General features: G+C 71.8%; 15 protein-coding genes. 4 read left to right on the top strand and 11 right to left on the bottom strand.

What is annotated here, in order from left to right; all coding sequences use genetic code 11:
• Positions 1 to 38: 38 nt before the first annotated feature.
• The 7 genes from FHR82_RS25985 to def are packed head-to-tail and all read right to left on the bottom strand — an operon-like array spanning position 39 to position 6,568.
• Complete coding sequence (locus FHR82_RS25985; RefSeq protein ID WP_184813092.1) at positions 39 to 1,280, bottom strand: bifunctional 3,4-dihydroxy-2-butanone-4-phosphate synthase/GTP cyclohydrolase II; 1,242 nt, start codon at positions 1,278 to 1,280, stop codon at positions 39 to 41.
• On the bottom strand, positions 1,277 to 1,939 hold the full coding sequence (locus FHR82_RS25980; protein ID WP_184813091.1) for a riboflavin synthase: 663 nt from the start codon (positions 1,937 to 1,939) through the stop codon (positions 1,277 to 1,279). Before FHR82_RS25980 ends, FHR82_RS25985 begins: the two co-directional genes overlap by 4 nt.
• Before the next feature lie 2 nt (positions 1,940 to 1,941).
• Positions 1,942 to 2,619: a ribulose-phosphate 3-epimerase gene (rpe, locus tag FHR82_RS25975; RefSeq protein ID WP_184813376.1), complete on the bottom strand. Its 678-nt coding sequence runs from the start codon at positions 2,617 to 2,619 to the stop codon at positions 1,942 to 1,944.
• Between the two features lie 31 nt (positions 2,620 to 2,650).
• Positions 2,651 to 3,631, bottom strand: a complete 981-nt coding sequence (locus FHR82_RS25970; RefSeq protein WP_184813090.1) for an asparaginase — start codon at positions 3,629 to 3,631, stop codon at positions 2,651 to 2,653.
• A 10-nt stretch (positions 3,632 to 3,641) separates the two neighbouring features.
• Entirely contained in the window at positions 3,642 to 5,081 is a 1,440-nt protein-coding gene (locus tag FHR82_RS25965; RefSeq protein WP_184813089.1) for an RsmB/NOP family class I SAM-dependent RNA methyltransferase, read from the bottom strand.
• A complete protein-coding gene (gene fmt / locus FHR82_RS25960; protein WP_184813088.1) occupies positions 5,078 to 6,019 on the bottom strand; it encodes a methionyl-tRNA formyltransferase in 942 nt (313 codons plus the stop codon). Before fmt ends, FHR82_RS25965 begins: the two co-directional genes overlap by 4 nt.
• Positions 6,020 to 6,568 (bottom strand): peptide deformylase, encoded by a 549-nt coding sequence (gene def, locus FHR82_RS25955; protein WP_184813087.1) that lies wholly within the window; start codon positions 6,566 to 6,568, stop codon positions 6,020 to 6,022.
• A 53-nt stretch (positions 6,569 to 6,621) separates the two neighbouring features.
• Here def and FHR82_RS25950 point away from each other — a divergent pair, with 53 nt between their 5' ends.
• The gene (locus tag FHR82_RS25950; RefSeq protein ID WP_184813086.1) at positions 6,622 to 7,242 is read left to right on the top strand and encodes an RNA polymerase sigma factor; all 621 of its coding nucleotides are present in this window, start codon (positions 6,622 to 6,624) and stop codon (positions 7,240 to 7,242) included.
• Complete coding sequence (locus FHR82_RS25945) at positions 7,239 to 8,054, top strand: hypothetical protein (RefSeq protein WP_184813085.1); 816 nt, start codon at positions 7,239 to 7,241, stop codon at positions 8,052 to 8,054. Before FHR82_RS25950 ends, FHR82_RS25945 begins: the two co-directional genes overlap by 4 nt.
• Here FHR82_RS25945 and FHR82_RS25940 read toward each other — a convergent pair.
• Positions 8,051 to 8,806, bottom strand: coding sequence for a class I SAM-dependent DNA methyltransferase (locus FHR82_RS25940; RefSeq protein WP_184813084.1), 756 nt, complete (start codon positions 8,804 to 8,806; stop codon positions 8,051 to 8,053). The genes FHR82_RS25945 and FHR82_RS25940 overlap by 4 nt on opposite strands.
• Before the next feature lie 119 nt (positions 8,807 to 8,925).
• On the bottom strand, positions 8,926 to 10,935 hold the full coding sequence (locus tag FHR82_RS25935) for a primosomal protein N' (RefSeq protein WP_184813083.1): 2,010 nt from the start codon (positions 10,933 to 10,935) through the stop codon (positions 8,926 to 8,928).
• A 154-nt stretch (positions 10,936 to 11,089) separates the two neighbouring features.
• Between FHR82_RS25935 and FHR82_RS25930 the strand changes: the two genes are divergently transcribed.
• Both FHR82_RS25930 and FHR82_RS25925 read left to right on the top strand, forming a co-directional pair.
• The gene (locus tag FHR82_RS25930; RefSeq protein WP_184813082.1) at positions 11,090 to 11,959 is read left to right on the top strand and encodes a helix-turn-helix domain-containing protein; all 870 of its coding nucleotides are present in this window, start codon (positions 11,090 to 11,092) and stop codon (positions 11,957 to 11,959) included.
• A gap of 11 nt (positions 11,960 to 11,970) precedes the next feature.
• Positions 11,971 to 12,153 carry a DUF397 domain-containing protein gene (locus tag FHR82_RS25925; RefSeq protein WP_311771278.1) on the top strand — a complete coding sequence of 61 codons (183 nt, stop codon included), beginning with the start codon at positions 11,971 to 11,973 and terminating at the stop codon, positions 12,151 to 12,153.
• On the opposite strand, the gene FHR82_RS25920 is transcribed toward FHR82_RS25925, so the two are convergent.
• Together FHR82_RS25920 and metK are read right to left on the bottom strand one after the other, a co-directional pair.
• Positions 12,141 to 12,545, bottom strand: a complete 405-nt coding sequence (locus tag FHR82_RS25920) for a DUF5313 family protein (protein WP_225943874.1) — start codon at positions 12,543 to 12,545, stop codon at positions 12,141 to 12,143. The genes FHR82_RS25925 and FHR82_RS25920 overlap by 13 nt on opposite strands.
• Positions 12,517 to 13,719 carry a methionine adenosyltransferase gene (gene metK, locus FHR82_RS25915; protein ID WP_184813079.1) on the bottom strand — a complete coding sequence of 401 codons (1,203 nt, stop codon included), beginning with the start codon at positions 13,717 to 13,719 and terminating at the stop codon, positions 12,517 to 12,519. The genes FHR82_RS25920 and metK overlap by 29 nt, the downstream gene beginning before the upstream one ends.
• Between the last annotated feature and the right edge of the window lie 9 nt (positions 13,720 to 13,728).

Raw genomic sequence — 13,728 nt, 5'->3', positions numbered from 1 at the left:
GTGCGGTGGCTGTGGCCCGGCCGGTCACTCCGTCGCCGCTACGTCTGGGTCGTGCCCTCGAAGATGTCGAGGTCACCCAGCTCGTGGCCCATGCGGTCGCGCTTGGTGCGCAGGTACCGCAGGTTCTCCGCGTTCGGGCGGATCGGCAGCGGCACGCGGTCCACGATCGTGAGCCCGTAGCCGTCCAGGCCGACCCGCTTGGCCGGGTTGTTCGTCAGCAGCCGCATCGACTTGATGCCCAGGTCGACGAGGATCTGCGCGCCCTGGCCGTAGTCGCGGGCGTCGGCGGGCACACCGAGCGCGAGGTTCGCGTCGACGGTGTCGGCGCCGCTGTCCTGCAGCTGGTAGGCCTGCAGCTTGTGCATGAGGCCGATGCCGCGGCCCTCGTGCCCGCGCATGTACAGCACCACGCCGCGGCCCTCGGCGGCGACTGCGGCGAGCGCCGCGTCCAGCTGCGGCCCGCAGTCACAGCGCAGCGACCCGAACACGTCGCCGGTCAGGCACTCGGAGTGCACGCGGACCAGGACGTTCTCGCCGTCCTCGATGTCGCCGTACACCAGCGCGATGTGCTCGATGCCGTCCAGTTTGGAGTCGTAGCCGACCGCCCGGAACGCGCCGTGCGCGGTGGGGATCCGCGCCTCGGCGACGCGGACGACCTGGACCTCCTTGCGGCGGCGGTAGTCGATGAGGTCGGCGATCGAGATGATCGCGAGGTCGTGTTCTGCCGCGAACACCTCGAGCTCCTCGCGGCGGGCCATGTCGCCTTCGTCCTTCTGCGACACGATCTCGCACAGCACGCCGGCGGGCCGCAGCCCGGCGAGCACGGCGAGGTCGACGGCGGCCTCGGTGTGCCCAGGGCGGCGGAGCACGCCACCCTCCTTGGCGCGCAGCGGCACCACGTGGCCGGGACGCGTGAAGTCACCCGCCTCCGACTTCCGGTTCGCCAGCAACCGGATCGTGTGCGCGCGGTCGGCCGCGGAGATGCCGGTGCTCACGCCTTCCTTGGCGTCGACGGTGACGGTGTAGGCGGTGCCGCGCACGTCCTGGTTCGTGTGGAACATGGGCGGCAGGTCCAACCGGTCGCAGTCGGACTCGGTCAGCGGCACGCAGATGTACCCGGACGTGTACCGGACCATGAACGCCAGCAGCTCGGGCGTCGCCTTCTCGGCAGCGAAGATCAGGTCGCCCTCGTTCTCGCGGTCCTCGTCGTCGACCACGATGACCGGACGTCCCGCGGCGATGTCCGAGATCGCCCTCTCGATGCCCTCGATGTCGCTCATGAACGAGCCTCCTCTGCCGCGACGCCCGCGGTGACGTCATTGTGCTCCGCCACGGCACTGGTACCGCGCAAGTGTGGCAGGGCCAACCGCTCGACGTACTTGGCGACGACGTCGACCTCCAGGTTGACCCGGTCGCCGGGGGTGCGCATCCCCAGTGTGGTCGCCCGCAGCGTCTCGGGGATGAGGCTCACGGAGAACCAGTCGTCGGTCACCTCGACCACGGTGAGCGACACGCCGTCGACGGTGATGGAGCCCTTCTCGACGAGGTAGCGCGCCAGGCCGGGCGGCATGCCGATGCGGACGAGGTCCCAGTGCGGCGACGGGTCGCGGGACAGGATCACCCCGGTCCCGTCGACATGGCCCTGCACGATGTGCCCGCCGAATCGTTTGCCGACCTCGGCGGCCCGCTCCAGGTTGACCGGCTCACCGGCGCTGATCTTGTCCAGGCTGCTGCGCACGAGCGTCTCGCGCATGACGTCGGCGGTGAACGCCCCGTCCGCGGTCTCGACGACGGTCAGGCACACGCCGTTGACCGCGATCGAGTCGCCCTGGTGCGCATCACTGGTGACGAGCGGTCCCGCGACCGTGATGCGGGCGGCATCCGGCAGGTCCTGGACGGCGACGACCTCGCCGCGCTCTTCAACGATCCCCGTGAACACGACTACATCGTCCTTGTCTCTCGTGCCTGCCGCATCGCCGTCCGTGCTCGTTCCCGCAACGCGCCGACCGCCTTGGCGGGGTCGGCCGCGCCGTACACCGCGGAGCCGGCCACGAAACAGTCCACACCGGCCTCCGCGGCCTGCTCGATCGTGTCGGCGTTGATCCCGCCGTCGATCTCGACCAGCACCCGCAGCTCCCCGGCGTCGACCTTGGCTCTGGCCTTGCGGACCTTGTCGAGCACGTCGGCGATGAACTCCTGCCCGCCGAACCCGGGTTCGACGGACATCACCAGCAACGTGTCGTAGTGGGTCAGCAATTCCACATAGGGCTCGAACGGGGTCCTGGGCTTGATCGACAGCCCGGCCATGGCGCCCGCCGCGCGGATGTCGTGGGCCAGTTTCACCGGGTCGGCCGCCGCCTCGACGTGGACGGTCACGTTGTGCGCGCCCGCCTCCGCGTAACCGACCGCCCACCGGTCGGGGTCGTCGATCATGAGGTGGCAGTCGACGGGGATGTCGGTGCTGGCCAGGACCGCTTTGACCACCGGCAGCCCGATGGTCAGGTTCGGCACGAAGTGCCCGTCCATGACGTCGACGTGCAGCCAGTCCGCACCCTTCACGGCCTGGGTCGCGTCGGCGAGCCGGGCGAAGTCGGCGGACAGGATGCTGGGCGCGATCATCGGCGTTCGTGGCACGCATGGGAGCCTATTACTACCGGTACAGGTCGAACGCCTGGGTGATCTGTGACCTGTGCGTCTCCGTCGCGAGCAGCAGGGTGAGCAGCACCCGTGACTTGGCGGGGTCGAGGAACCCGGACTGGATGAGGCCGCGGTCGAGCAGGTCGCGTTCCGAGCCCGGGTAGCCGTAGGTGTGCCGCAGCACCGACCCGGCGCCGGTGCGGGTCGACAGGACCACCGGCACGCGTGCGGCCTGCTCGGCGACCACGGGGACCATGGTGGCCGGCACGTGCCCGGCACCGAGGCCCGCGATGACGATCCCGTCGAACAGGTCTCCCGAGCGGCGCAACAGCTCGCCGTCGTCGCCCATCGCGACCGTGATCAGGCCGACGCGGATGTCGGCGACCCGCTGGTGGGCCGGCAGGGTGAGGCCGGTGCGGGCGACGCCCCGGATGCGCGGGTCGCCCTCGACGACCAGCCCGAGCGGACCGAAGGCGGGTGAGACGAACGCGCCGGTGCTGCTGGTGTGGTTCTTGCGGACGAACCGGGCGCCGTGGATCTCGTCGGACATGACCACGAGCGCGCCGAGGCCGCGCGCGGCGGGTGAGAGCGCGACGCGGATCGCGGCGTACAGGTTCGCCGGGCCGTCGGGGCCCGCGGAGTGCGGGTGCCGCATCGCGCCGGTGACCACGACGGGCGCGTCGCCGGGCACGGTCAGGTCGAGGAAGAACGCGGTCTCCTCGATGGTGTCGGTGCCGTGCGTGATCACGACCCCGGTCGCCCCGGCCGCGATCTCCGCCTGGACCCGCGTCGACAGCGCGACGAGGTCGGCGAACCCGAGCGACGGGCTGGGCAGCGACCGCAGCGACTCGGTGGTGATCTTCACGTCCAGGTCGGCGAGCCCCGGCACGGACGCGACGAGGTCGTCGGCCCCGAGCGCGGGGACGATCCCGCCGCTGGCGCTGGGCGCCATGGCGATGGTGCCGCCCATGGAAATGACCGCGACGTGGCTCATCTCCCGTCGCTCACTTGCGGAGCAGTGCGCAGAACATCGCGTCGGTGCCGTGGCGGTGGGGCCACAGCTGCACGTACGGGCCGTCACCCAGCGACGGCATGTCGGGGAACGCCTCGCGGGTGTCCAGCGCGGTCACGCCGGTGCGGCGGACCACGTCGGCCACGATGCCGATCGTCTCGGACAGGTGCGGCGAGCACACCACGTAGCCGACCACGCCGCCGGGCCGCACCAGGTCGACGGCGGTCAGCAGCAGTTCGCGCTGCAGCTTGGTCAGCTCGCCGACGTCGGAGGGCTGGCGCCGCCAGCGCGACTCCGGGCGCCGCCGCAGCGAGCCGAGCCCGGTGCACGGCGCGTCGACCAGCACCCGGTCGAACGTGCCGGACTCGAGCCCGAGCGCGGCGGGTGACCGGCTGTCGCCCACGTGCACGGTGATCGGCAGCCCTTGGGTCGACTGCTCGACGAGCCGTGCCCGGTGCGGTGCCTTCTCGACCGCGTCGAGCCTGCCGCCCTGGATGGCCAGCAGCGCGCCGAGCAGCGCCGACTTGCCGCCCGGCCCGGCGCACAGGTCCAGCCAGCGGCTGTCCTCGCCCTCGAGCTTCGGGCGGGTCAGCGCCACCGCGCACAGCTGGCTGCCCTCGTCCTGGACGGACGCGAGCCGCTCCCGCACCGGGTCCAGCCCGGCCGGGTCGCCCGCGCCTGCGGCGAGCCGCACCCCGTACGGCGAGTACGGCGCGACCTCGCCGCCGGTCATGGCGGCCAGCTCCTCCGCGGTGATCTCACCGGGACGCGCGACGAGGTGCACTGCCGGTCGCTCGTTGTCGGCGGCCAGCGCCGTCTCGAGCTCGTCGCCGGTGGTGCCGAGCGAGTCGGCGAACACGCGCGCCACCCAGCGCGGGTGCGCCTCGCGCATGGCGAGGTTGCCGATCCGGTCCTTCTCCGGGTCCGGGGCGAGCGAGTCGAGCCACTCCTCCTCGGAGCGCTCGGAGACCTTGCGCAGCACGGCGTTGACGAACCCGCTGCTGCGCGAGCCGTGCCCGGCGCGCACGAGGTCGACGGTCGACGCGACCGCGGCGTGCGGCGGGATGCGGGTGCGCAGCAGCTGGTAGCAGCCCAGCCGCAGCACGTCGAGCAGCGCGGGCTCGACCTTGGCCAGCGGCCGGTCGATGCACGCGTCGAGCACCTGGTCGAGCAGTCCGATGCACCGGCAGGCGCCGTAGGCCAGCTCGGTGGCGAGCGCCGCGTCGCGGCCGGTGATCCGCCGTTCGCGCAGTATCTGCGGCAGCAGCAGGTTCGCGTAGGCGTCGCGGGCGCGGACCTCGCGCAGCGTGTCGAGCGCGGCCTGCCGTGCCGGATCGTCGACCGGGGGGCGACCGGGGCCGCCCTTCGGTTTCGGGGGATGCGGCGTGCGAGGCCGGGAAAACCTCGCCGGGCGCCGTCGTGGTTGGGTCACTTCAGCCGCTCTCCTGGTTCGACGCGCGCGCCCCGCGCCCAGTCGGTTGCCGCCATTCTCTTCTTGCCCGGCGCCTGCGCCTCGCCCAGGGCGACCGGACCGGTCGCCGTGCCGACGAGGACCCGCTTGCGTTCGACCCGCAACTCCCCCGGTGCGAGCCGTTCGGTGCCGTCGGCCCTGTCTCCTGCGATGGTGACCGGACCCAGTTTGATGCGTTCGCCGCGGAACTCCGCCCACGCGCCGGGATCGGGCGTGACCGCGCGGGCCAGCCGGTCCACGCCGGTCGCGGGTGCGGTGAAGTCGAGCTTCGCGTCCTCGGTGGTGATCTTCGGTGCGTAGGTCACGCCGTCGGCGGGCTGTTCCACCGCTTCGAGGGTGCCGTCCTCGATGCCGTCGATGGTGGACGTCAGCAGCCCGGCACCGGCCTCGGCGAGCCGGTCGAGCAGCAGGCCCGCGGTGTCGTCGGGCCGCACGGCCTCGGTCAGCACCCCGAACACCGGGCCCGCGTCGAGAGCCTTCACGATCCGGAACGTGCTGGCGCCGGTGATCTCGTCGCCGTGCCGCACCGCGGCCTGCACGGGGGCGGCGCCCCGCCACGCGGGCAGAATCGAGAAGTGCAGGTTCACCCAGCCATGGGACGGGATGTCGAGGGCGGACTGCGGCAGCAGCGCCCCGTACGCGACGACCGGGCAGCAGTCGGGCGCGAGCTCGCGGAGCCGGTCGAGGAACGCGGGGTCGGACGCCTTGGCCGGGGTGAGGACCTCGATGCCGTGCTCGTCGGCGAGCGCGCCGACCGGCGACCGCACGAGGTGGCGGCCGCGGCCCGCGGGGGCGTCGGGCCTGGTGACGACGGCGAGGACCTCGTGCCGCTCCGCCGCGATGAGCGCACGCAGCGACGGGAGTGCGACCTCCGGTGTGCCCGCGAATACCAGCCGCATCTAGACGGCACCGCCGAACAGGGGGTGCGGGCTCTGTTTGATCGTCGGCACGCCGCCGTCGAACCACTCGGCGGCGCGGATCTCCTTCATCGCCGCCTTGCGGGTGGCCGCGTCGAGGCGGTCGAGGAACAGCACGCCGTCGAGGTGGTCGGTCTCGTGCTGGATGCAGCGGGCCAGCATGTCGGTGCCCTCGATCTGCACCGGCTCGCCGTGCATGTTCCAGCCGCGCGCCACCACGTTCTTGGCGCGCACGCAGTCCCAGTACAGGCCGGGGATGGACAGGCAGCCCTCCTCACCGTCCTGTTGCTCGTCGTCGACGGCGGTCCAGGTGGGGTTGACGAGGTGGCCGGCGAACCCGTCGCAGTTGTAGGTGAACACCCGCAGGCCGACGCCGAGCTGAGGCGCGGCCAGACCGGCACCGCCCTCGTCCTCCATCGTGTCCCAGAGGTCCTTGACCAGGGTGGCCAGCTCCTTGTCGAAGTCGACGACCTCGCTGGCTGGGGTGCGCAGCACGGGGTCCCCGAAGAGCCGGATGGGCTGGACGGTCACATTGCTCCGATCGGTCTCACGTGGGCGGCGCACGCCAGTCTATTCAGTGCCGGATGACGCAACGTCGAGTGCCGCTCCGGTCACTTCCCGACGTGACCATCGCGAACCCACCCCGAGGACCCGCCATCGAAACGGATGCCCAACTGTGGACCCGCGCCGCGGCCGGTGACCGGCACGCGTTCGGCGAGTTGTTCGAACGCCACGCCGAGGCGGTGTGGAACCACGCGTACCGGCTGACGGCGTCGTGGAGCCAGGCGGAGGACCTGACGTCGAGCACGTTCCTGCTGGCGTGGCGCAAGTGCCACGGGGTGAAGCTGATCCGTGACTCGGCGCTGCCGTGGCTGTACACGGTGGCGGGCAACCTGGCCCGCAACGAGCACCGGGGCGCCACCCGCTTCCTGCGCGCGGTGCGCAGGCTGCCCGACGACACGGTGGCCGCCGACCACGCCGACGACGTCGCGCACCGCGTCGACGGTGATGCCCGCATGGCCCGCATCCTCGCCGCGGTCCGCACCCTGCCCAGATCGGAGCGGGAGGCGGTGGAGCTGTGCCTGCTCGGCGAGGTGCCGACCGCCGACGCCGCCGAACTGCTCGGGGTGGCCGAGGTCAGCGTCCGCTCCCGCCTGTCCCGAGCGCGGGCCCGCCTGCGCACGAAACTCGAGGAACTGTCATGAACGCTCTCGACCTGCCGCCGCGGCGGCCCCTCCCCCGTGAGACGCGCGAACGCATCCGCCGCACCGTCGAGACCGGGCTCGCCGACCGGCGCTCCCGCTACCGAGCCCCGCTGGCCGCGGCCGCCGCCGTGGCACTGCTCGCGGTGGGGGTGTTCGTCGGCTCCCACCTGGCCCCGGTGCCCGGGGACGACCGGTCCCCCGCCGCTACCACCACAACCTCCCCGGACAGCCCGGACAGCCCGGTGGTCCGGGGGGTGACGATGGCGGTGCCGTACGCCCAGACGAACGAGGACCTGGACCACTGCGCCGACGTGGCGGCGGCGAGCCCGAGGGCGGGCGAGTTCGCCCCCCGTGCCGAGTGGCGCCCGCGGTTCACCGCGACCGCACCGGACGGCGTCCGGATCACCGCCTTCCTGGGCACGGGTGGCAAACCGGCGTTCTGCGAGGTCACGACCACAACGGCGACGGTGTCCGACCCGACCGCCGAGCCGATCCCCCTGGCACTCACACCGACGAACATGAGTCCCGCGGCGGTCTTCGCGGTGTACCTGTCCCCGACCGGCCTGCTCGCCGGGTACGCGGAAAGCGTGGCCGCGCTGGAGTTCACGGCTGTCCAGGGAACCGAGGTCGAGCCGATCAGCGTGCCCGCCTTCCGGAACGGGATGTTCGTCGTGAACCTCGGCGAGTTCCGCATCGGGGACAGCGTGGACGTGATCGGCCGCAGCAGCCAGGGGTTGTCGGTGGTGAGCGGCTCGCTGGCCTACAGCCCGCCGCATCTGCCCCCGCCGGGTGTGACCGGCCCGATCGGCTAGTTCGTCTTCTCCCAGACCGACACGTGCTTGGTGCTGTCGGCCGTGAGCGGCGAGCGGTCCCAGTCCGCCCAGCGGTGCTTGCGGCGCAGCCCGGCGATGCGCGCCATGAGGTCCATCTCGGCAGGCCAGGCATACCGGAAGGGGATGCGGCGGAACGTCCCCGTCCCGTCCGGTGCCACGGTGACGTGGTTGGACGTGAACTCCTGCGTCACGACGTCGTACTGGTCGAACCCGACATAGCCGCCGCCGGGATCCACCGCGAACGGCACGGTGTCCTGGCCGGGCGGCAGGCGGCGCAGGTCCGGCAGGCCAACCTCGACGAGGAACAGCCCACCCGGCCGCAGGTGCACGGCGGCGTTGCGGAAGACGTCGACCTGCCCGTCCTGCGTGGTCACGTTGCTGATCGTGTTGAACACCAGGTAGACGAGCGAGAACTCACCGGCGACCCGGGTCGTCGTCATGTCCCCGATCGTGACGTCGACCGCGTCGCCGCCCGGCTTGCCCGCGACCCGCGCCGCCATGGCACGGCTCAGTTCGATGCCGCTGACCGGCACCCCACGCGCGGCCAGCGGCGCGGCGATCCGCCCGGTGCCGACGGCGAACTCCAGCACCGGCCCGTCGGCGAGGTCCGCCAGCGCGTCGACCACGGCCGCCACCGCCTCGGACGCGTTCGCCCCGCCCGGGCCGTCGTAACCGGCGGCCACGCTCTCCGGGAACCAGCCGTCCGCCGGGTCGTCTCCTTCGTCGCTCACGGTTCCCGGACGCTACGCACGACCCCGTCCGCACCGCATCCGGTTTTCGTCCCACTGGACGCGATGAAGGACCCTTCCTCACTCTGAGCGTGACGAAGGGGTCCTTCATCGAACGGCCGCTAGATCAGCTCCAGCGGGTCGAGCCGGACGCGGATGGACTCCGGCTCCTTCCGCGCGGTGCGGGCGTGCTGCGCGGTGGCGAGTGCGGCGGCGAGTGCCCGCCCCTGGGCCCGCGTGGCACGCACGAGCGCCCGTTCCTTCTCGGTGTTGCCGTCCCGGTCGGGCTCACCGAGGGGGACGGGCCCGAGCACCTCCCCGGACGGAGGCAGGTCGAGTTCGTCGAGGAAGGTGGCGAGCGCCTTGGCCGGCCCGTCGACGGACGCCATCCGCACCGCGGGCGGAAAGCCAAGCTCGGTGCGCGCGGCCAGCTCCTGACCGGCGTGCCAGACGGGATCCCACCGCACGAGCGCCTGCACCGGCGGCAACGCGGACTCGGCGAGCACCACGACCCGCCCCCCGTCCTGCCCGGACCGCACGAGCGCGGCGGCGGTCATCCAGCGCCGCAGGGTCTCCTCGGTCGCCCGCAGGTCGGCCCGCCCGAGCAACGCCCATCCGTCGAGCAGGAGCGCGGCCCCGTATCCCCCGACGGCAACGGGTTCCGCCCCGGGCGTGGCGACGACCAACGCGGCCCGCTCGTCGACCTGCCGGAGCACCTCCTTGGCCCCGGACCCCAGCACCGGCACCTCGGCGAACGCACGCCCGAGCTCCTCCGCGGTCCGTTTCGCCCCGACGACGATCGCCCGCAACCGCCGGGAACCACAGTTGCCACAACGGAAAGCGGTGTCGGGCACGCCGCACCACCGGCAGGTGGGCGGCCGCGCGTCGGTGCCGCTGACGGGCAACCCCAGCGGCCCGGCACAGCGCCTGCACCGAGCGGGCCCTCGGCACTGCTGGCACGCGAGCGCGGGCACGTAACCCCCGCGCGGCACCTGGACCAGCACCGGCCGCCCGGCCTTGAGCGCGTCCCTGGCCGCCTCGAAAGCGACGGAGGGAATGCGCGCCGCCCGCGCGGCCGGGTCCCTGGCGAGCTGCTGGTCGGTCTCGCCGAGCGAGGTGATCCGCGGCGCGGCCTTCCGCACCTCGTCCCGCGCGGCGACGATCTCCGGCGCCCATCCCGACTCCACGAGCAACTGCGCCTCGGCGGTACGCGCGAACCCGGCCACCAGCAGCGAGGCCCCACTGGTGTGGGCGCGCTGGATGAGCACGTCCCGCACGTGCGGGTAGGGCGCGTGCGGGTCGGCGTGCAGGTCGTCCCCGTCGTCCCAGACGACGAACAGGCCGGGATCGTGCACGGGCGCGAACACACTGGCCCTGGTCCCGACGACGATCCGCGCGGCGCCACGTTTGACGGCGAGCCAGGCCCGGTACCGCTTGGCGGGCCCGGCATCCGCGGACAGCGCGACGACGTTGTCCGCGCCTGCCCGCTCGACACAGGCGGCGTGCACCCGCGCGACGTCCCGGTAGTCGGGCACGACGATGACGGCCCCACGCGCGTGAGCGGCAGCGGTGGCAGCGAGTTCGGCGAGGCGGGCCGGCCAGTCCTCCCCTGGCAACGCCTGCCAGACGGCGTGCGCCTGCCGCCCGTTGCGAAGGGCGTCGACGAAGGCGGGCCCACGCGGGTAGCGGCCCCAGGCGGCGGTGTCGGGTGGCGCCGGTGGCGCCGGTTGCTCTGCGGGCGGCTCGGCCTCGACCTTGGCGTGCCGGGGCGGAATGGCAAGCCGCAGCACGTCGATCATCATGCCGGAGTACCGGTCGGCCACGGTCCGCGCGAGCGCGGCGAGGTCGGGCGTCAGGACGGGTTCGGAGGAGACGACCTTGCCGATGTACTCCATGCGCCCGGAGAACCCGGACGCCTCGACCCGCTCGAGGAGGAACCCGTCGACCTGCTTCCCGGCGAACCGCATCCGCAGCCGGCAGCCGGGCACAGCGGCCTCGTCGAGCGTGTCGGGGACGAGGTAGTCGAAGGGCCGGTCGAGGTGCGCGAGCGGCACGTCGACGTACACCCGGGCGACCGGGAGTGTCGCGGCCGGGCGGTTCTCTCCTTTGCGCACCACGCGCCCGCCGGTCATAGCGCCTGGTGTACCAGATCGGTGGCTCACCGCTGGTCAGCGCCCCCACCTCCGGGAACGCTCCGTGTCACTTCCGGATCGGCCGGTATGGCACGACTAGCTCGATCGGGCGGTGAGTTCTCAATTCCGCGGTGTGCACCGGGAGAGTTGGCGCATGGGAAGCGGGGTCGAGGGAGCCACGACCAGGCACATCAGTCCGGTCGTGCTGCGGCAGGAGGTCGGGCGGCGGATTCGCCTTGCCCGGCAGGCCGCCGGGCTGACGATCGTCGTGGCCGCGGACCGGCTGGAGATCACCCGGAGTGCACTGGGCCGGTTCGAGAACGGGATCGGCACCGTCTCGGTGCACCTGCTGCGGTCGATGATGGACGTCTACGACCAGCGCATGGACGACGTGCTCGACATGATCCGCCAGGCACGCAGGCCCGGCTGGTGGAAGCGCTACGGCATCTCCGACAAGGACTTCGTCGCGCTGGAGACGGCCGCTACCCGGATCAGCAACTACGAGGTCAACCTCGTCCCAGGGTTGCTGCAGACAGCCGACTACACCCGCGCGCTGTTCAACTCCGGCCGGGAGAAACGGCGTGAGGAATGGATCGCCAACCAACTCGAGGTTCGGCTGCTTCGCCAGGAGCGACTCACCGACGAGGAGCACCCGCTCCAACTCGACGCTGTGGTCCACGAATCCGCTCTGCGGAACGCAGCCGCTCGGCCAGCGGTGATGCTGGGACAACTGCGGCATCTCACATTGATCAACGAGCTGCCCACGGTGACGCTACGGATCCTGCCCGCGGCGACCTTCTCGTTCGAGGCGACCTACGGCGGGTTCAGCATCCTGGACTTCTCGCTGCCTGGCCAGCCCAGCATCTGCCACGCCCTCCACGCGCTCGGCGACGAACGACAGGACAAGTCCGAGTTCGTTGAACCGGCTAGACTTCGATTCGTCCACCTCCGCTCGCTGGCGCTCGCTCCCGACGAGTCGATCGCACTGATCGAGCAGGTGGCCGACGAACTGTGGTCGAGCTAAAGGAGTCCACTGTGGACGACAGGCTGTGGCGCAAGAGCAGCTTCAGCGGCGGCACCGGGGGCGGCAACGACAACTGCGTCGAGATCGCCCTCACCGACGAAGCGGCCGCGGTGCGGGACTCCAAGAACTCCTGCGGCCCGATCCTCGCCCTGCCGGTCTCGGCCTTGTCCGCGTTGCTCCGTCAGCTGTCCTGACGAGGCGGGTAGAAAGCAGCGTAGAACGCCGCACTGTCCGCGCGCGCTGACACCGGGGTCTCCTCGCGGATCTTCCGGTTCAACCCCGCCGGGTACCCGGCCTTCACGAGCCGCCGCTCGCAGGCGTCCTCCATGAAGGACAGTGAGAAGTACAGCCCGAGCAGGTAGCCCAGCGCCACCATGGAGATCCGCAGCGACCAGGGGCCGGGCACGAGCAGACACAGCCACCACGGCAGGAACTGCACCAGCACCCGGCAGAAGTGCCGCAACACCCACGTGCGGCACGTGAGATCGAACAGCACCCACTGGTGGTACGCGGCAGGAAGCGAACCTCCTACCGCGTACCACAACCAGCGGAACGGATCAGGCGCCCGCGAGCGACTTGAGTGCATCCGCGCGGTCGGTCCGCTCCCACGGCAGGTCCAGCTCGGGCCGGCCGAAGTGGCCATAGGCCGCCGTCTGGCGGTAGATCGGGCGCAGCAGGTCGAGGTCGCGGATGATCGCGGCCGGGCGCAGGTCGAAGACCTGGCTGATGGCCTGCTGGATCTTCGTCGGGTCGACGGTCTCGGTGCCGAAGGTCTCGACGAACAGGCCGACCGGGGCGGCCTTGCCGATCGCGTACGCGACCTGGACCTCGATGCGGGTGGCCAGGCCCGCGGCGATGGCGTTCTTGGCGACCCAGCGCATGGCGTACGCCGCGGAGCGGTCCACCTTCGACGGGTCCTTGCCGGAGAACGCGCCGCCACCGTGGCGGGCCATGCCACCGTAGGTGTCGACGATGATCTTGCGGCCGGTCAGGCCCGCGTCACCCATGGGACCGCCGATGACGAAGCGGCCGGTCGGGTTGACCAGCAGCCGCACGTTCTCGGTGTCCAGCTCCAGCTGGCCGATCTCGGGCAGCACGACCTGCTCGCGCACGTCGACGCCCAGCAGCTTCTCCAGGTCGACGCCCTCGGCGTGCTGCGAGGAGACGACCACCGTGTCGAGGCGCACGGCCTGGTCACCGGCGTACTCGATGGTGACCTGGGTCTTGCCGTCAGGACGCAGGTACGGCAGCTGGCCGTTCTTGCGGACCTCGGTCAGCCGCTTCGACAGACGGTGCGCCAGCGCGATCGGCAGCGGCATCAGCTCCGGCGTGTCGGTGCACGCGTAGCCGAACATCAGGCCCTGGTCGCCCGCGCCCTGCTTGGCGATCTCGTCCTCGTCGCTCTCGACGCGGTTCTCGTACGCCGTGTCGACACCCTGCGCGATGTCCGGCGACTGGGAGCCCAGCGCGACGTTGACACCGCACGAGTTGCCGTCGAAGCCCTTGGCCGACGAGTCGTAACCGATACCGAGGATGGTCTCACGGACCAGCGACGGAATGTCGGCGTACGCCTCGGTGGTGACCTCACCCGCGACGTGGACCTGACCAGTCGTCACGAGGGTCTCGACCGCGACACGCGACTTCGGGTCCTTGGACAGCAGTGCGTCCAGAACGGCGTCGCTGATCGCGTCACAGATCTTGTCTGGATGCCCCTCGGTAACCGACTCACTGGTGAACAACCTGCTCGCGGACTCAGTCACGACGTACCC

The organism is Actinophytocola algeriensis (assembly GCF_014203735.1).
In the GTDB taxonomy this organism is placed as follows: Bacteria; Actinomycetota; Actinomycetes; order Mycobacteriales; family Pseudonocardiaceae; genus Actinophytocola; species Actinophytocola algeriensis.
This window is presented reverse-complemented; position numbering and strand designations above follow the sequence as displayed.

What these genes read in the sequence shown, in the direction of transcription:
- FHR82_RS25985 (WP_184813092.1), bottom strand. Translation starts at nt 1,280, where the DNA reads ATGAGCGACATCGAGGGCATCGAGAGGGCGATCTCGGACATCGCCGCG.
- rpe (WP_184813376.1), bottom strand. Translation starts at nt 2,619, where the DNA reads ATGATCGCGCCCAGCATCCTGTCCGCCGACTTCGCCCGGCTCGCCGAC.
- FHR82_RS25970 (WP_184813090.1), bottom strand. Translation starts at nt 3,631, where the DNA reads ATGAGCCACGTCGCGGTCATTTCCATGGGCGGCACCATCGCCATGGCG.
- fmt (WP_184813088.1), bottom strand. Translation starts at nt 6,019, where the DNA reads ATGCGGCTGGTATTCGCGGGCACACCGGAGGTCGCACTCCCGTCGCTG.
- FHR82_RS25950 (WP_184813086.1), top strand. Translation starts at nt 6,622, where the DNA reads ATGACGCAACGTCGAGTGCCGCTCCGGTCACTTCCCGACGTGACCATC.
- FHR82_RS25945 (WP_184813085.1), top strand. Translation starts at nt 7,239, where the DNA reads ATGAACGCTCTCGACCTGCCGCCGCGGCGGCCCCTCCCCCGTGAGACG.
- FHR82_RS25935 (WP_184813083.1), bottom strand. Translation starts at nt 10,935, where the DNA reads ATGACCGGCGGGCGCGTGGTGCGCAAAGGAGAGAACCGCCCGGCCGCG.
- FHR82_RS25930 (WP_184813082.1), top strand. Translation starts at nt 11,090, where the DNA reads ATGGGAAGCGGGGTCGAGGGAGCCACGACCAGGCACATCAGTCCGGTC.
- FHR82_RS25920 (WP_225943874.1), bottom strand. Translation starts at nt 12,545, where the DNA reads ATGCACTCAAGTCGCTCGCGGGCGCCTGATCCGTTCCGCTGGTTGTGG.